We start from the raw sequence: 16,989 nt of genomic DNA, 5'->3' as shown, positions 1-16,989 counted from the left end.
CGTGTTCATCCTTGAATAATGCTTGTTCGGAGGGTGCTGGCATTCTTTTCTCTACATCATTACTCATCAAAGATAGGGGTGAAGTCTTTTTGCATCATAAATTGAAGTACCTATATATCGGAGTAGACTTACATAAACGTCATCATACAGCGGTGATGATGACCTGTTTCCATGAAAAGAGAGACGAAATCCGATTCGAGAACAAGCCGTCAGCGTTTCCTAAGTTTCTGCAACAAGTAGAAAAAATGGCAAAGAGGGAAGGCTTGACCCCTGTGTTTGGCTTGGAGGATGTGGGGGGCTACGGAAGAGGATTGGCTATGTTCCTTAACGAAAACAAGTATGAAGTAAAAGCAGTTAACCCTGCCCTTACGATATCGATTCGGAGAAGCAGTCCAAATAACAAGAAAACAGATGCGTGGGATGCAGAGTGTGTGGCTCGCATTCTGATTTCCAACTTGGATACATTGCCGACTGCGAATCCACATGACCTTTACTATGCAATCTCACAGCTTGTCACAAGAAGAGAGAACATTGTGAGTGTTGTAACAGGAATCAAGTTACAGCTTCATCAATTGCTAGGTTATCACTATCCAAGTTACAAGAAATTCTTCTCACAAGTAGATGGGAAAACAGCATTAGCTTTCTGGCTGAAGTATCCTTCTCCAAGTTGTTTGAGCGGGGTGAATGTGGATGAATTGGCTAACTTCTTATACAAGAAGAGCAATCGCTACATGTCTACCAAGAAGGCAGAGGACATTCTATCTCTCGTAAAGCAAGATGGAGACACATCGAAAGACTATCAAGGAGTCAATGATTTTCTTGTTAAAAATGTGGTTCGGGACTTGATCGCCAGAGACCATCAGCTATCACAAATTGACACAGAGTTGGCTAAGCATCTTGCATTACTGGATTACAAACTAGAGACCATGCACGGAATTAGTACGGTCACTGCGGCGGAATTAATCGCGGAGATTGGCGATATTTCACGTTTTTCCAGTGCTGACAAGTTAGCTAATTTCGCTGGAATTGCACCCGTTCAGCATAGTTCAGGGAACAAGCAAAAGAGTAAAAAGAGCAAGTTAGGCAACCGTAGCCTGTATGATATCTTCTATAACCTTGCCATTCGTCAACTGGGTGTATCAAGGGCGAAGAAACCCAATCATCCTGTTTACCATTCCTACTTTGAGAGAAAGATGGCAGAAGGGAAAACCAAGTGGCAAGCGATTATTTGTGTAATGCGTAAATTGGTCAATGTCATATACAGCATGATGAAGTATAAGACGGAATATAAGATGCCAGTCCTTACAGAACAGGCGGCGTAGTAGCAGGGTGGTAGCGGAAATGTTGCCACCTAACCTTTATCTATTGAGCGCTTTATCATGGAGGATACGTATAAGGGGCAAGTGGATAATCCGTTGTCGTTGAATCGGTATACGTATGTGCATAACAATCCGATTAGATTCGTAGATCCGACAGGGCATTATATAGATCAAACAAGTGGCGGGTATCTTGGTGGTAATCACGTTGATCTTTTGATGTCTTGGGGAGAAAGAGCTGTAACTTATGCTGACGCTCACAAAATAGATTATGATGAAGCAGTAGAAGCGATTGTACCCGCACATTTAAAGAAGGAAGTTCATGAGATTGTATTTCAAATTGGTGCTACGAGGACACAAAGAATTGCAGGAGATGTACCTGATTTGGGATTGGCGGCTTCTGCCACCGGTGCATTAGCGGCGGGGACGTTGAAAAATACGTCTAAGGGGACAGGTAAAAATCTCTCCCATCCAGTACTTGATAATACACGTTCTGGAAGTGGTTTAAAGCAACCTGATGGTCAACATGGCTTTAATGATATAATTGATAATTACACTCCGTATGCTAAAGAATTTGATATCGTTGGTGGTGACGGGGTGAAAAGGAAATTATATCAAATTGAGGGTGGAATGAAGTACTACGATTATAAAGACGTTTATAACAAAGAATTGCGAATTAAAGAGAGAGTAACAACTATTAAAGACCAAAACGGAATATTCGAGTGGATTGTTGACCCAACGAAGGGAGTAACTCACAGAAGATTTATTCCTAATGGAGAAATAACAGGAGTTCCAAATCAAAGACCTTAAGGTAAAAGGTGATAAAAATGAGTTTTTCAACAGATATTTTCAAACAAAGTAAAATAAATTACGATTGGAAAACACTGTATGTGGGACTAAAACTTGGCTTAATTAATTACAGTGACATAACGAAATGCGCAGTTGAGTTTTTAGCTAGCCATCCAGATTCAAATAATCATAATATTATTCAGCTTGCTTGGGGAGAAAATGATTTTGATAACGAGGAATTACTGATGAACATAATAAATGAGTCAAATTTTAATGACTTATCACCAGATTCTGATATTTGGAACTTTGAAAAGAGAAAATGGAGATTTGGCATTTTGAGTAATTTAAAAAATTCGTATCAAGGTGATTCTGAGGAGATGTTAAACAAGATTGCCGAAGTGTATGTTGACATGGATTATCCAGAAGATATGGAGGATTTCATCAACTATTTAACTCCTAAAGATGGGTACAATCCATCTCTATACTCACATGAAGAGAACGTGACTAGATTGGTTAGATTATTTAATCAGTTCTTAGCTAATGAGAAAGAGTACCTAGAAAATAGTATTACCTAGGTTTGACATTGATTGATATAATACTAGTCAGTTTATCTGGTGGGGGCTATAGACTGGCGAATAAACATCTTTATTCATTATTACCAACATAACCTTACTTCTACCTGTAAGAATTTTTTATGAATTAAGATGTACGTACAGAAAGTCTGGAAAAAGTATACTTATTTAACTCTAATAGTGTTACAACAGGTCAATTATGGTTAGATACCACCATGATTGACCTGTTTTTTAGTATCTTCGTTTTCTTGCGGTTTTTCAAAAAGGATTGCAAGAACAACATAACCGGGAACCCTGTCTTGATCGGCAACGAACCATGCTGGAAGCAAACAAGATCAATCATGTAGAACAAGACTGTCTCGCAAGTAAAGAATTCGACTACACGAGACAGTCTATTTTTTCAACAAATCAAAATTACCGTTCTAAATCTAAATGAAGCAAAGGAAACGGTCTTCCTGAACCATCCAGCTCAGACCGTCCTGTCTGCACAAAACCATACCTTCTGTAAAAAGCATAAGCCCCTTCATTTTGTTCGTTGACATCTACTGTCAAATGAGGGCCATACTTGCGTTCTGCATGTTCAAGTAATCTGCTCCCAATCCCTTTTCCGTGGTATTCTGGATCAACGAACAGCATTTCGATTTTCGTTCCATCAAGGCCAATGAAGCCTACAGGCTCTTTCTTTTCGTTTATTGCCATCCATACCTCAACAGCAGATAGTGCTTCATTTTTTACCATGTTTTTATAAAACTTAATATCTTCTTTCGTCAAGAAATGGTGAGTACGGCAGACGGCACGATACCAAATATCTACCAATTGATCACGATAGCTGGCTTCATAAACAACAGTTTTGGTATTCATCATGAAACCTCCCGATTCAAACTAACAAACAAAAAAAGAGCGCTCTTGAGAGCTTATTATATAGAGTCACTAGGAGCTTTCCTATCCTGTTCACAGCTTTTCTATCCTCCCAGAATAATCTGACGAAAGATAAGAGGGAAGGGGGGAGGAGAGCCCTACTTTGCCACAATTCCCTGTGAACTTCGAAATACCCACTTTTCTCCATACCAATTTAGCAGAATTTTTAAAATATTTCAGACGCCGATTCACGGATTGAGATATACTGTTTTTATGGAACAATCTTCTAATTAGTGGGGGCGGAAAATATGAAAAAACTCGTTTCACTGGCAGTCGTTGCAAGTATTGCGATCCCGTTACTAAGTCCAATGTTTGTCCAACATGCTGCTGCAAATGCTATTCATGACTATCGTAGCGAAGCTCAGGTCAACCAGTTCCGCCCACATGGTGGAGATAAGCAGGAAGTGAATGATTACATAGCGTCCTTGGTGAAGCAACGATCCAATCCTGCTGAGGTAGCAAAGCTGGTGGCAGATGACTCCTTGACGAATTTTGCGATGAAAACCTATGTTGAAGGATTGGCGCAATACAAAAACATTCAGGTGATCGAAGCAAAAGTTGACAAGCTGTACACCGTCACGAAGGAGGATGCTTACAATAACTATCGGGCGATTGTGAAATTCAAATACGTCGGGTATACCGCAGATAACAAGGCCATTGAAAAAACGGATTATCTCGGTTTGGCCAGACTCGGTACAGACCCGGTGAACTGGAAGGCGTGGGGAGTCATTTGGCAGGACTCTGGCATCGATGTGTCAGATGTGAAGCTGATTCAGTTGGAGAAGCCACGCAAAGGCGAAGAAATATGCGTGATCACGACAGATGCCGGTGTGATCAAGCTGAGACTGTTCCCGAACAAAGCTCCAAAAGCGGTGGAAAACTTTAAGACTCTCGCCAAAAAAGGGCAGTACAACAATATGATTTTTCACCGTGTGATCAACGATTTCATGATTCAGGCGGGAGATTTGAAAGGGCCGGATGGCAAGGAGCTCCCGAGTATTTACGGCGAGTCCTTTGAGGACGAGTTTAGCCGGGATCTGTTCAATTTCAGGGGAGCGCTCAGTATGGGGAATGCTGGACCCAATACGAACAGCACGCATTTCTACATTGTACAAAGTCCCAAGGTAGATCAGGAGTACCTCGATTTGTCGGCGCTGCCGTTGAACGCAGAAGCAAAGTATAAAGAAATTGGCGGACGGGCTTACCTCGACAACCGCCACACTGTTTTTGGTCATGTATTTGCCGGGATGGAAGTCGTTGACAAGATCGCTGCCCAGAAAACAGATGAGAATGCGAAGCCCATCCAAAATCCGATCAAGGTGCAAAAGATCGAATTTGTCCCGTATAACGAATAAGCTTCGCCAGCAAAGCAAAAACCCCCTCTCATTCCTGGCACTTGGGATGACGAGGGGGTTTGTCAATGAAGGGGAGATGCAAGTCAATACGGCTCCCAGCGCAGTTTGCGTGCCTTCTCGAATCGCTCTTCCACATAGGGCCAGTTGAGGATATTCCACCAGTTCTCTACATACTTGTCTCGCTGGTTTTGATACGCCAGGAAATAGGCATGCTCCCATACGTCCAGGGCCAGTAGCGGAATCACATCCCATTGTGACAGGTTCTGGTGCTTTTCGGCTGTAAGAATCTCCAGATGATGTGCCCGCGGGGACCAAACGAGGATCGCCCACCCAGGACCTTCTACCTTTTCTGCCGCCTGACTAAATTGTCTCCTAAAGGCGTCATACGAACCGAAATACCGATTGATTGCCGCCGCGAGATCACCAGAGGGAGTGCCACCCCCATTTGGACTCATGGAGGGCCAAAAGATCGTATGCAAGTAATGACCGGCCCCGTTGAAGGCTAGCTCACGTTCCCAATGGCGAATGAGATCGAAGTTGCCACTCTCTCGGGCATCCGATAGCTTCCTCTCTGCTGTATTGAGATCGTCTACATACTTTTGGTGCAGTTTGTTGTGATGGATTTGCATGGTTGCTTCATCGATGTACGGCTCTAAAGCGTTGTACGCATAAGGGAGCGGGGGGAGGGTATGCCGGCCGACAGCCACGGGGCGTGCCGCACGGACTGGCTCGCGTGCACCGGGATAGGAAACGGGTTCTGGCACAACAGGCACTTGTGCTTCTTCCGCCACCGCTGGCTGTGCATTCATTGATTCCGCAACAGGTTCCCTCGTTTCACCTTCCAGTTGGTCATCTTCGCTCAACTGAGCTAGTCGTAAAAAGTGATGGAATTGCTGCTGCACTTGTTCGGCGCGAGTGATGAGAGCAGGGAGTTCGTCGCTGTCTTTTGCCGAATTGAGCATGGATGCTTGCCTTCCGATCTGTGTAAATGTTTCCTCGAATTTGTGCAGATGCCGTTCGAGTTCTCGGTTGAGGGTCTTATGTCTTCGCAAATGATCGATCCATTGGCGGCCCCATTGGCTCCAGTCCAGCAAATTCTTGGCTTCTTCTACCAAAAGATTCTCCTCCTCGTGGGCACATCATCACTCCTCACATTATGAAAGGTGCCTAGAGAAGGTGCGACATTTGCGGAGTACAAGAAATTTCATCTCGGCATATGGTAGTAGCACAAATGTTTGAGTGGTATGCTGTACTATATTCATTTCAACAGGGGAGACACATTAGCATGAGTAGAGAACGAGCGATAGCCGTTATTGATTCAGGAGTGGGAGGATTAACTGTTGCGAAGGAAGTCATGCGTCAGCTACCCGAAGAACGGATTGTTTATGTAGGCGATAACGCCCGTTGTCCGTATGGCTCCAAATCGCCGGAAGAGATTCGTACCTACAGCTTTCAAATGATCGACTATGTGATGCGTACACCGTTAAAGGCATTGGTGATCGCCTGTAATACTGCGACTGCCGTCGTGCTGGAGGAAGCGATGGGTGATTTGCCGCTGCCCGTCATCGGGGTGATTGAACCAGGGGCGCGTGCAGCTGTTCAAGTGACGAAAAACGGAAGGATCGGTGTCATCGGGACGGAAACGACCATTCGTACCAAGGCTTATGAGCGTGCGCTTTTACGGATTCAGCCGGATCTGTACGTCGCAGGCATGGCTTGTCCCGCATTTGTGCCACTGGTGGAGAGCCACATGGCGAACACGGAGGAAGCAAGAAGAGTAGTAAAAGAAACGCTTGCCCCGTTCTTGCACGAAGATTTGGACACGTTAATTTTGGGTTGTACACACTATCCGTTGCTAGCTCCAATTATCTCGGAAGTGATGGGAGATCGAGTGCGCCTGATTAACTCCGCAGAGGAGACAGCACGAGAATTGTCCATGCAAATTGCGACGGACGCCGAAAGCAAGCAAATAGAGCGCCCGGAGCATCTGTTTGTGACCAGTGGGGACGCCCACAAATTCCGGACCATTGCAGAAGAATGGCTGGATTGCAAAGTAAACGTCCAGCACAACTCATTGGAAAAAACCGTCCAGCCCTAATGAAAGGCCTTGTCTGGCGAGACAAACTTTCAACGCATAAACCCAAGCCTAGCTCGTATACATGGTAGTACAAAGTGTGTGGAGGAGGCTGGGGAAATGAAGATAAGGCACATCGGGAAAATGACGGCCGTGCTGGGGGTTAGCGCAGTGCTTTTGTCGGGCTGCGGTCTCTTTGGCCCGGAAAAGGAAACAATAAGTATTGATGCACCACCACAGTCTGAGGTATCAGTTGATTTGCCAAACGGCACACCGTCCCCGGATGCTGCAAAAGAAGGCGCACAACCGGTCGTTCAGGAGACTGGCGAGAGAATGGTGTACTTGCAGGATGCCAACGGATATATCGTTCCTGTCTCGATGACGCTCCCAAAATCAGAAGGTCCTGCCAAACAAGTATTGAGCTACATGGTAAAAGGTGGACCGGTAGAGAGCATGCTCCAGGGTGGCTTCTCCGCTGTCTTGCCGAAAGGGACGGAAGTAAAAGGACTTGTCATCAAAAACGGCGTAGCCACTGTCGATTTTTCCAAAGACTTCAAAACGTACGAGGAGAAAGACGAGAAGAAAATTGTCGATGCCGTCACCCGGGCACTGACGGAATTTAGCAACGTCAAGACTGTGCAAATTTGGGTGAACGGAACGCCATTAACAGAAATGCCAGCAGCCAAAACGCCCATAACGCTATTAGACCGGAATCAAGGAGTCAATCTCGAACTGGGCGATGGAGCAGTACCAGGAGACACTTCCAGCGTAACGGTTTATTTCCAGGGACAGCTGGATGATACCCGTACGTATTATGTCCCAGTCACTCGCTTGGTTCCTGAAACGGCTGATATCGCCAAGGCAACCGTTGAAGAGTTGATCAAAGGGCCGAAACAAGGATCTCATCTCTTCAGCTCCTTGCTGCGTACGACACGTGTTCTAAATGTGAAGCAGGAAAAAGATTTGGTGACGGTCAATTTGAGCAGTGACATCCTCAAGTATGACGATGGCAAGGAAGCGAGCCCAGAAGCTCTGCAATCGCTCGTCTTGTCATTGACAGAGACGACAGGAGCCAAGCAAGTGCAGCTGCTGGTGGAAGGAAAACCGCTAGCTAGTGGCGAGTTCACCAAGCCAGTGAGCCGTCCGGTTCAACTCAATCCCATACAGATGTAAGGAACGAGCCACGCCCGTATTAACGAGCGTGGTTTTTGTTCGTCAATGATTCGTTGCCACTACCGCGTACAGTTCTCCAAATAACCAGCCCGAGCACAAGTGATGGGATCGTGACCAAAAAGCCCGCCACAAAGCCGACTATGCGAGGGTCTGCTATCGTCAAAATCCAACCGCCAAGGAGCATGGATAGACCGATCAGGATGTTTGAAATCGTCGCATCCAAGGCAAATACTCTGCCATGGTAGCTGGGTGCGACATGCCGCATGATCAGCGTATTCACGCTGGCGTTCCCCATTCCTCCCGCAACGGTGGACAGCGCAAAGAACAGTGCCGTTACATAAATCGTGGGTGAAAAGCTGGTCAAAAGCAGCGCAAAGCCTTCCAAAGCGAAGCTGCTGGCAGCCACTTCGTTAAAGTAGCGCTGAAAGCGCTGAGCAAGCACTCCCCCGATGATGAAGCCAATTCCAATCGCACCGTACAACAAACCAATTCCCCATTCACCGGCAGCAAACACTTGATAGGCGTAGACACTGATCAGGACATTGATGATCCCCCCGCCGATTGGCCACACGGCTTTCAGCAAAAGGATGGCGTAGACAAGCGGTGTGGATGTGATGGCGCGAATCACCTCTCCGTAGGAAGAGACTTTAACCGTCTGCTGCAACTGCACGTTATTGATGGACTCGTCTGGGGAGGCGGGTACCCTCAGTCGAGCCAAAAATAGAGCAGATGCGAAAAAAGAGAGGGCATTGAAAAGAAAAGCGAGATCACTTCCCCATAATGCAATAAAAATACCGCCGATCAACGAACCGATGGCCATGACGATTCCATAGATACTTTGATCAAGGGCGTTCGCAGTCGCCAATTCCTCAGGGTCAACGATTTTGGGGAGCAGGGACATTCGTGCCGGATTGTAAAGGGAAGAAAAGGCAACTAACGAAAACGTGCCTGCATAGACGATCCATAAATCTGATTTTTCAGATACGAACAAAAACGAAAGAGCAACGAATCCGCGAACGAGATCACAGGCGACCATCACTTTTTTTCGATCAAAACGGTCTGCCATCAAGCCGCCCAGCGGACCAAAAATCAAGTGAGGCAGCGTACGCAGGGCAAGGGTAATGCCTACAGCGATAGCTGTTCCCGTTATTTCGAGCAGCAGAGCGAGCACAGCAACGCTGTTAAACCAATCACCGATTCCGCTAAGGAAATTGGCGGTTAAAAGACGCCGCAAATTCGGCTTTTTCAAAAGAAACAGGAAGCTCATTACCTAAATTCACCTACCATCAAATTAATTAAATATCTAATTAGATAATATTTAAATTAATGGGTGGTAGCAAGAACTTTTTTTATGTGGAAGGAAGTGAAAAGAATATTTGCAATTAACGTAAATAGGGAAGAGGCGTTTGTGCAGTGGCAGATCGTTTCCCGCGTCTGGTATAATGAGCGGAGTGTAACAAAGCGATTTAGGAGGAACTTGGAATGAGAGTGGATGGCCGTGCCCATGATCAATTGCGCCCTGTAACCATTACGCGCAATTACATTAAACACGCAGAAGGATCGTGCCTGATTGAAGTCGGAGACACAAAGGTGATTTGTACGGCGACTTTGGAAGACCGGGTACCGCCTTTTATGCGTGGTGGCGGGAAGGGCTGGATCACAGCCGAGTATTCCATGCTTCCCCGAGCAACAGCGACCCGCAACGCGCGTGAGTCGTCCAAAGGAAAAGTCGGTGGACGAACCATGGAGATTCAGCGTCTGATCGGACGTGCTTTGCGCTCCGTTGTGAGCCTCGAAGCAATGGGTGAACGCACCATTTGGTTGGATTGCGATGTCATTCAGGCAGACGGTGGTACACGGACAGCTTCGATTACCGGAGCTTACGTGGCAATGGTAGACGCGATGCAGAAGCTGGTAGATAGTGGCACCTGGAAACAGCTGCCGCTCAACGACTTCCTGGCAGCGACCTCAGTAGGGGTAGTCGGTGAGGAAGCCGTGCTCGATCTTAACTACAAAGAAGATTCTACAGCGATTGTCGACATGAATGTCGTCATGACGGGAAAAGGAAAGTTTGTCGAGCTGCAAGGAACAGGGGAGGATGCTCCGTTTTCTCCTGAACAGCTACAAGAAATGATTGCCCTTGCAAAAGTCGGCATTGACAACTTGATTAACAGCCAAAAAGAGGCGCTCGCTGATGTTGCGCTCTCTTTTGCACAATCAGTAGCGGAGGAAAGTCATGCCTAATCGAAAAAAAGTCGTTCTTGCAACACGTAACCAGGGAAAAGTGAAAGAATTCAACAGGCTGTTCGCAGATGCAGGCTGGGAAGGAATCAGCCTCGCTGAATTTGACGGTGTGCCCGAGGTAGTAGAAGACAAGGACACCTTCGAAGGAAACGCGCTGAAAAAAGCAATCGAAATCTCTACATACCTGAACATGCCTGCTCTCGGAGATGATTCCGGTCTGGAAGTAGATGCGCTGGAAGGACGCCCTGGTGTTTACTCCGCACGCTTCGCTGGGGAAGATGCAACAGACGAGCAGAATTGGCGTAAATTGTTGAAAGAGCTGGAAGAGGTTTCGACACAGGAACGCACGGCTCGCTTCCGTTGTACGTTGGCGTTGGTGATTCCGGGCGAAGAGCCAATCATTGCCACTGGCGCTTGCGAGGGTGTGATCGCACGTGAACCAAAAGGGACAAACGGCTTCGGTTACGATCCGGTATTCTACATCCCATCGATGGACAAAATGATGGCCGAACTCATGCCAGAAGAAAAGAACCAGATCAGCCATCGTGCTCGTGCCATGCAGCAACTGCTTGAAATCATCAAGTAGACAAGAGAAAAAACAGGAGAGTGAGGCGTGATGGGAATTCTCATCATGAGCGATAGCCACGGCTTGGTTCGGGAAGTAAGCCAGGTCGTCAACCGACATCATGTCGAAAAAATTTTGCATTGTGGCGATTTTTGTGTGGACCATAAGCGCGAGCCGTTTTCCAACATGACGCTTGTCCGAGGCAATTGCGATTCGACACAAGAGGTGCCGACCGAGCAAGAGACCAAATGGCGCGACCTTCACATCCTGCAAACGCACGGGCATCTTTATGGCGTGAAAGGCTCTCTTCTGCGCCTTCATTACCGTGCAGAAGAGGTCGGAGCAAACGTAGTCGTATTCGGTCACTCCCACGTGCCTGTCTGTGGTGTGGAAAGAGACATCTTGTTTCTGAATCCGGGCAGCTTGCAAATGCCACGCGGCTTTCATGTACCGACATATGCTCTTTTAGAAGAGACAGGAACGAGTCCGACAGAAACTTACATATCAGTGGCGTTTTATGATCATGTAGGCAACCCGGTTTCACAATTGGGAGGGAACTATTCTGTTCGTCGACCAATGAGGTCTTCTTGAAAACTAAAAGATTTGTGCTATACTAGAATGGTTATAATGGCTAGAATATTATCATCCGAGCCTGCGAAGATACTATGGCGCGGCTGGCGATGTTCTGTTGATTCGATTTAGGAGGGGAAGTTTACGTGGCAGCAAATTGGGAAAAGGTAGAGAATAACCAGGGAGTCCTGACGGTTGAAGTAGATGCTACGCAAGTAGACGCAGCATTGGATCAAGCGTTTAAAAAAGTGGTTCAAAAAGTTCAAGTTCCAGGATTCCGCAAAGGAAAAGTACCACGCAAAATGTTCGAATCCCGTTTTGGTGTAGAATCTTTGTACCAAGACGCTCTTGACATTCTGCTTCCAACTGCATACGGACAAGCTGTTCGTGAAGCTGGTATCGAGCCAGTAGATCGTCCAGAAGTAGACGTAACGCAAATGGAACAAGGGAAAAACCTGATCTTCAAAGCGACTGTAACTGTGAAGCCTGAAGTGAAGCTGGGCGACTACAAAGGTCTGTCCATCGAAGATAAAGACTTCTCTGTAACCGAAGAGAGCGTTGACGCTGAACTGAAGCGCATGCAAGAGCGTCATGCTGAGCTCGTAGCAGTAGAAGAGGGTGCCGCACAAACAGGCGATATCGCTGTAATCGATTTCGAAGGCTTCCAAGACGGAGTAGCTTTTGAAGGCGGTAAAGCGGAAGATTATTCTCTGGAACTGGGTTCCGGTACTTTCATCGCAGGGTTCGAAGAGCAACTGGTTGGCCTGAACATCGGCGAAGAAAAAGAAATTACCGTAACTTTCCCTGAAGAGTACCACTCTCCTAACCTCGCTGGTAAAGAAGCGGTATTCCAAGTGAAGCTGAACAGCCTGAAGCGCAAAAACCTGCCTGCTTTGGATGATGAGTTTGCCAAAGACGTGAGCGAGTTCGACACGCTGGAAGAGCTGAAAGCAGACACCAAGAAAAAACTCGAAGAAAAAACTGCGCAAGAAAAAGATCAATATGTTCGTGAGCAGCTCGTTCTGAAAGCAGCTGAAAACGCTGAGATCGATTTGCCAGCAGTAATGGTTGAGCATGAATTGGATCAAATGGTAAATGAATTTGGTCAACGTCTGCAATACCAAGGCATGACGCTGGAACTGTACTACCAGTTCTCCGGAATGGATGAGAGCCAACTGCGTGATCAATTGCGTGCAGACGCAACATCCCGCGTTCGTACTTCCTTGACTTTGGAAGCAATCGGCAAAGCAGAAAACATCGAAGCAACAGAAGAAGACGTAAACGCAGAGCTGGATAAACTGGCTGGCGTATACGGCCGCCCAGCAGATGAGCTGCGCAAAATCTTCTCCGCACAAGATGGCATGGCTGCTCTATACCGCGATGTGCAAACTCGCAAAACAGTAGATTTGCTGGTTGCAGAAAGCAAAGTAACAGCATAAGCTTAGAAGAACGCATGATTGGTCAGTGGGCAGGCTAACCCTGAGCGCTGGCTGTCAAGACCACAAGGCACGAGTGTATCGTGCCTTGTTTTTCCACCATTGACTTTTTTCGGCAAAGGAGGAAAATACATAATGCTAATCCCAATGGTCATCGAGCAAACAAGCAGGGGAGAGCGCTCCTACGATATTTACTCGCGCCTCCTGAAAGACCGGATTATTCTCTTGGGCACCGAGATTGATGATGAAATCGCCAATCTGGTTGTTGCTCAACTGCTTTTCTTGCAAGCAGAAGATCCGGACAAAGACATATCGCTATACATAAACTCTCCAGGTGGTTCTGTTACAGCCGGAATGGCCATCTATGACACCATGCAGTACATCAAACCGGATGTGTCCACGATTTGTGTGGGCATGGCTGCCAGCATGGGTGCGTTCCTGTTGGCTGCTGGTGCAAAAGGCAAGCGCTTCGCTCTGCCAAATGCCGAAGTCATGATTCACCAACCGCTCGGCGGTGTGCGTGGGCAAGCAGAAGACATCCGTATTCATGCGGAATGGATTATGAAAACGAAGCGCCAGCTGAATGAGATTTTGTCTGAGCGGACAGGTCAGCCTTATGAACGCGTAGAGCAAGATACAGACCGCGATAATTTCATGAGCGCAGAAGAAGCAAAGGCCTACGGATTGATTGACTCTATTATCGAACGCAAAAACTGACCCGTTGTGAGGTGAAGCGCATGTTTAAGTTTAACGACGACAAAGGCCAACTGAAGTGTTCCTTCTGCGGCAAGTCCCAGGAACAGGTGCGCAAGCTGGTAGCTGGTCCTGGTGTTTACATTTGTGACGAATGTATCGAACTGTGCAATGAAATTGTACAGGAAGAACTGGGCACTGAAGAAGAAATCGATATGAAGGAAATTCCAAAGCCAGTGGAAATTCGCAAAATCTTGGACGACTATGTCATCGGTCAAGATATGGCGAAGAAGTCCTTGTCTGTAGCGGTGTACAACCACTACAAACGAATTAATTCCGGGGCAAAGATCGAGGATGTGGAGCTGCAAAAATCCAACATCATGCTGATCGGGCCGACTGGTAGCGGGAAAACGCTGCTCGCGCAAACGTTGGCGCGCATTCTGAATGTGCCTTTCGCGATTGCGGACGCAACTTCTCTGACAGAAGCAGGCTATGTGGGCGAAGACGTTGAAAACATCTTGCTCAAGCTCATTCAGGCTGCCGACTATGATGTGGAGAAGGCTGAAAAAGGAATCATTTACATCGACGAGATTGATAAGGTAGCCCGCAAATCGGAAAACCCATCCATCACGCGTGATGTGTCTGGTGAAGGCGTTCAGCAAGCGCTTTTGAAAATTTTGGAGGGGACCGTTGCGAGTGTTCCACCACAAGGTGGACGCAAGCATCCTCACCAAGAGTTCATTCAAATCGACACGTCGAACATTTTGTTCATCTGCGGCGGTGCATTTGATGGCGTTGAGCAGATTATCAAGCGTCGTTTGGGTAAAAAAGTCATCGGTTTCGGTGCAGACTTCGGCGATGGCGTAAAAGGCGATCTGAAAGCCGGAGAATACCTGAAATACATTTTGCCGGAAGACCTGCTGAAATTTGGTCTGATTCCGGAGTTCGTTGGTCGTTTGCCAGTGCTGGCTACCTTGGAGCCGCTGGATGAGGAGACGCTCGTGCGTATCCTGACAGAGCCGAAAAACTCTTTGGTGAAACAGTACCAAAAACTGCTGAGTCTCGACGGTGTTGAGCTGGAGTTCGATAACGGTGCGCTCATGCAGATCGCCAAAGAAGCGATTAAGCGCAACACTGGTGCGCGCGGACTGCGTGCGATTATCGAACAAATCATGCTCGATATGATGTATGAGCTTCCTTCCAGAGAAGACGTCAACAAGTGCGTCATTACCGAAGAAACGGTACGCGACAAAGTGAAGCCGCAACTGTTGACCAAAGAAGGACAGGAATTGCACGAAGAAACAGCATAAGCATCGTCTACACGAACCATCTCGCGATAAGCGAGGTGGTTTTTTAGTTGTTGGTTTACGTCTACGCTTGCGGGGCAATACTACTTGATATCGTTCAAGAGAAGCTTTGCATATGCACAAAACGGTCATGAACGTGTTCCTCTCTCTTGGGGGACAAAAGTTGACCGCAAGCGAAGACGCATGGGAGGGACTGCATATGGACTATACGACATTGGTCATTGCTGTCATTGAAGTGGTTGTTGGTATCGTGATCGGCACCTACTTTTGGAACTTGCTGCGAGCGCAGAGAAACACGAAAACCTCAACCGAAAAGGAATCGCGTAAGGATCTGGATTCCATTCGTAAAATGAGAATGGTTGCGTTGACAGAACCTCTGTCAGAGAGAACAAGACCAGCGACTTTGGAAGAAATTGTAGGACAAGAAGATGGGCTTCGTGCGTTGCGTGCCGCCTTGTGTGGTCCCAACCCGCAGCATGTCATTATTTATGGACCACCTGGTGTAGGCAAGACCGCAGCGGCTAGGGTCGTGCTGGAAGAAGCGAAGAAAAATCAGCTATCGCCGTTTTCTTCTGATGCCAAGTTTATTGAAATCGATGCGACGATTGCTCGTTTTGATGAGCGCGGGATTGCTGATCCGTTAATCGGCTCTGTACATGATCCGATCTATCAAGGGGCAGGCTCGCTTGGGCAGGCGGGGATTCCGCAACCAAAGCCAGGTGCAGTGACGAAAGCGCACGGTGGTATGCTTTTTCTTGATGAAATAGGGGAACTTCATCCTATTCAAATGAATAAGTTACTAAAGGTTCTTGAAGACCGCAAAGTCATGCTGGAGAGTGCTTACTACAGCGAGGAAAATAACCAAATTCCTTCGCATATTCATGACGTTTTCAAATACGGTTTGCCCGCCGACTTCCGTCTGGTTGGAGCGACGACGAGGTTGCCAGAAGAACTGCCTGCTGCGCTTCGTTCCCGTTGCCTGGAAATCTTTTTCCGCCCATTGAAGGCTGGGGAAATTGGGAGTATCGTGCGTACAGCTGTTCCTAAAATGAATATGAATATAGAAGACAGCGCTGTTTCCGTGATCGAGCGATACGCGACCAATGGACGTGAAGCGATCAATACATTGCAAATCGCTGCGGGCATTGCCTTAACGGAAGAACGCCAGGACATCCAGGCTGCCGATGTGGAATGGGTGATGCACAGCAGTCAAAAATCGCCTCGCCCCGAAAAGCAGGTGCATGATGCACCGCAGGTCGGATTGGTCAACGGTCTTGCTGTGTACGGTCCGAACATGGGTAGTGTGATGGAGCTGGAAGTGACTGCTTCACCTACAGCTATTCCGGGTCAAGGTCGAATGGCGATGACAGGAATGGCAGAGGAAGAGGAAATGGGCAGCCGCAACCGGACGATTCGCCGGAAGTCGATGGCAAAAGGCTCGATCGAAAACGTTTTGACTGTATTGAACAGAATGGGCGTCCGTCCGTATGATTATGATCTGCATATCAATTTTCCGGGAGGCATCCCTGTGGATGGGCCTTCTGCGGGCATTACCATTGCCACTGCGATCTACTCGGCGATTGTGAATCAGCCTGTTGATAATTTACTGGCTATGACTGGTGAAGTGAGTATTCATGGGAAGGTAAAGCCAGTTGGGGGTGTAGTCGCAAAGGTGGAGGCTGCTAAACAGGCGGGAGCGACCCGAGTCCTCATTCCCCAGGAAAACTGGCAAAGTATTTTTGCCGACATGAAAGGGATCGAAGTCATTCCGGTGTCTACCGTCTCTGAAGTAATTGAGCTAGCTGTACCGCAAGCTGCTATACAAGAAGCAGAGGCGACGGGATTTACTTTGCAAATCCCAGCAGAGGATCTCGCTTCCTCTCCGCTATCCCTGTAACAGTCGGGTATGCTCGCGGATTAGACATCGGATTGTGTTTGCGCTACAATGGAAAAAAGCTTCTGCTTGCAAAGAGCCTG

The 16,989-nt window shown here is 47.3% G+C and carries 15 protein-coding genes and 1 pseudogene; 13 read left to right on the top strand and 3 right to left on the bottom strand.

The genetic code is table 11. The annotated features are described in order from the left end of the window. Positions 1 to 89 precede the first annotated feature (89 nt). The 3 genes and pseudogenes from M3630_RS06015 to M3630_RS06005 all read left to right on the top strand — a co-directional run bounded on the left by M3630_RS06015 (position 90) and on the right by M3630_RS06005 (position 2,680). Complete coding sequence (locus tag M3630_RS06015) at positions 90 to 1,322, top strand: IS110 family RNA-guided transposase (protein ID WP_251251544.1); 1,233 nt, start codon at positions 90 to 92, stop codon at positions 1,320 to 1,322. 42 nt (positions 1,323 to 1,364) lie between these two features. Further along, a pseudogene (locus M3630_RS31320) lies at positions 1,365 to 1,482 on the top strand (RHS repeat-associated core domain-containing protein); the annotation flags it as partial. Positions 1,483 to 2,143: 661 nt separating this feature from the next. Next, positions 2,144 to 2,680 (top strand): DUF2247 family protein, encoded by a 537-nt coding sequence (locus tag M3630_RS06005; protein WP_251251542.1) that lies wholly within the window; start codon positions 2,144 to 2,146, stop codon positions 2,678 to 2,680. Positions 2,681 to 3,091: 411 nt separating this feature from the next. On the opposite strand, the gene M3630_RS06000 is transcribed toward M3630_RS06005, so the two are convergent. Next, positions 3,092 to 3,538: an acetyltransferase gene (locus M3630_RS06000; RefSeq protein ID WP_251251668.1), complete on the bottom strand. Its 447-nt coding sequence runs from the start codon at positions 3,536 to 3,538 to the stop codon at positions 3,092 to 3,094. 305 nt (positions 3,539 to 3,843) lie between these two features. Here M3630_RS06000 and M3630_RS05995 point away from each other — a divergent pair, with 305 nt between their 5' ends. Continuing rightward, a complete protein-coding gene (locus tag M3630_RS05995) occupies positions 3,844 to 4,950 on the top strand; it encodes a peptidylprolyl isomerase (protein WP_251251541.1) in 1,107 nt (368 codons plus the stop codon). 83 nt (positions 4,951 to 5,033) lie between these two features. Here M3630_RS05995 and M3630_RS05990 read toward each other — a convergent pair whose 3' ends face one another. Next, positions 5,034 to 6,065, bottom strand: coding sequence for a superoxide dismutase (locus M3630_RS05990; protein WP_251251540.1), 1,032 nt, complete (start codon positions 6,063 to 6,065; stop codon positions 5,034 to 5,036). A 170-nt stretch (positions 6,066 to 6,235) separates the two neighbouring features. Between M3630_RS05990 and racE the strand changes: the two genes are divergently transcribed. Together racE and M3630_RS05980 are read left to right on the top strand one after the other, a co-directional pair. Continuing rightward, the gene (racE, locus tag M3630_RS05985; RefSeq protein WP_251251539.1) at positions 6,236 to 7,048 is read left to right on the top strand and encodes a glutamate racemase; all 813 of its coding nucleotides are present in this window, start codon (positions 6,236 to 6,238) and stop codon (positions 7,046 to 7,048) included. 96 nt (positions 7,049 to 7,144) lie between these two features. After that, positions 7,145 to 8,197: a GerMN domain-containing protein gene (locus tag M3630_RS05980; protein ID WP_251251538.1), complete on the top strand. Its 1,053-nt coding sequence runs from the start codon at positions 7,145 to 7,147 to the stop codon at positions 8,195 to 8,197. Positions 8,198 to 8,216: 19 nt separating this feature from the next. Here the strand turns inward: M3630_RS05980 and M3630_RS05975 are convergent, their stop codons facing one another. Further along, on the bottom strand, positions 8,217 to 9,464 hold the full coding sequence (locus M3630_RS05975) for an MFS transporter (protein ID WP_251251537.1): 1,248 nt from the start codon (positions 9,462 to 9,464) through the stop codon (positions 8,217 to 8,219). A gap of 215 nt (positions 9,465 to 9,679) precedes the next feature. On the opposite strand from M3630_RS05975, the gene rph reads away from it, so the two are divergent. The 7 genes from rph to lonB all read left to right on the top strand — a co-directional run bounded on the left by rph (position 9,680) and on the right by lonB (position 16,909). Beyond that, positions 9,680 to 10,441, top strand: coding sequence for a ribonuclease PH (gene rph, locus M3630_RS05970; protein WP_251251536.1), 762 nt, complete (start codon positions 9,680 to 9,682; stop codon positions 10,439 to 10,441). Further along, positions 10,434 to 11,027 carry an XTP/dITP diphosphatase gene (locus M3630_RS05965; RefSeq protein ID WP_048032069.1) on the top strand — a complete coding sequence of 198 codons (594 nt, stop codon included), beginning with the start codon at positions 10,434 to 10,436 and terminating at the stop codon, positions 11,025 to 11,027. Before rph ends, M3630_RS05965 begins: the two co-directional genes overlap by 8 nt. Before the next feature lie 30 nt (positions 11,028 to 11,057). Then, positions 11,058 to 11,597, top strand: coding sequence for a metallophosphoesterase family protein (locus tag M3630_RS05960; protein WP_251251667.1), 540 nt, complete (start codon positions 11,058 to 11,060; stop codon positions 11,595 to 11,597). A gap of 125 nt (positions 11,598 to 11,722) precedes the next feature. Then, the gene (gene tig / locus M3630_RS05955) at positions 11,723 to 13,015 is read left to right on the top strand and encodes a trigger factor (RefSeq protein WP_221869279.1); all 1,293 of its coding nucleotides are present in this window, start codon (positions 11,723 to 11,725) and stop codon (positions 13,013 to 13,015) included. 132 nt (positions 13,016 to 13,147) lie between these two features. Further along, positions 13,148 to 13,729, top strand: a complete 582-nt coding sequence (clpP, locus tag M3630_RS05950) for an ATP-dependent Clp endopeptidase proteolytic subunit ClpP (protein WP_007722241.1) — start codon at positions 13,148 to 13,150, stop codon at positions 13,727 to 13,729. 20 nt (positions 13,730 to 13,749) lie between these two features. Continuing rightward, positions 13,750 to 15,015, top strand: coding sequence for an ATP-dependent protease ATP-binding subunit ClpX (clpX, locus tag M3630_RS05945; protein ID WP_007722243.1), 1,266 nt, complete (start codon positions 13,750 to 13,752; stop codon positions 15,013 to 15,015). 196 nt (positions 15,016 to 15,211) lie between these two features. After that, positions 15,212 to 16,909, top strand: a complete 1,698-nt coding sequence (lonB, locus tag M3630_RS05940; RefSeq protein ID WP_251251535.1) for an ATP-dependent protease LonB — start codon at positions 15,212 to 15,214, stop codon at positions 16,907 to 16,909. Positions 16,910 to 16,989: the final 80 nt, after the last annotated feature.

The organism is Brevibacillus sp. MER 51 (assembly GCF_023714195.1).
Classification (GTDB): Bacteria; Bacillota; Bacilli; order Brevibacillales; family Brevibacillaceae; genus Brevibacillus.
This window is presented reverse-complemented; position numbering and strand designations above follow the sequence as displayed.

Coding starts and splice junctions, on each gene's coding strand:
- M3630_RS06005 (WP_251251542.1), top strand. CDS start 2,144: ATGAGTTTTTCAACAGATATTTTCAAACAAAGTAAAATAAATTACGAT.
- M3630_RS06000 (WP_251251668.1), bottom strand. CDS start 3,538: ATGAATACCAAAACTGTTGTTTATGAAGCCAGCTATCGTGATCAATTG.
- M3630_RS05995 (WP_251251541.1), top strand. CDS start 3,844: ATGAAAAAACTCGTTTCACTGGCAGTCGTTGCAAGTATTGCGATCCCG.
- racE (WP_251251539.1), top strand. CDS start 6,236: ATGAGTAGAGAACGAGCGATAGCCGTTATTGATTCAGGAGTGGGAGGA.
- M3630_RS05980 (WP_251251538.1), top strand. CDS start 7,145: ATGAAGATAAGGCACATCGGGAAAATGACGGCCGTGCTGGGGGTTAGC.
- M3630_RS05975 (WP_251251537.1), bottom strand. CDS start 9,464: ATGAGCTTCCTGTTTCTTTTGAAAAAGCCGAATTTGCGGCGTCTTTTA.
- rph (WP_251251536.1), top strand. CDS start 9,680: ATGAGAGTGGATGGCCGTGCCCATGATCAATTGCGCCCTGTAACCATT.
- M3630_RS05965 (WP_048032069.1), top strand. CDS start 10,434: ATGCCTAATCGAAAAAAAGTCGTTCTTGCAACACGTAACCAGGGAAAA.
- M3630_RS05960 (WP_251251667.1), top strand. CDS start 11,058: ATGGGAATTCTCATCATGAGCGATAGCCACGGCTTGGTTCGGGAAGTA.
- clpP (WP_007722241.1), top strand. CDS start 13,148: ATGCTAATCCCAATGGTCATCGAGCAAACAAGCAGGGGAGAGCGCTCC.
- clpX (WP_007722243.1), top strand. CDS start 13,750: ATGTTTAAGTTTAACGACGACAAAGGCCAACTGAAGTGTTCCTTCTGC.
- lonB (WP_251251535.1), top strand. CDS start 15,212: ATGGACTATACGACATTGGTCATTGCTGTCATTGAAGTGGTTGTTGGT.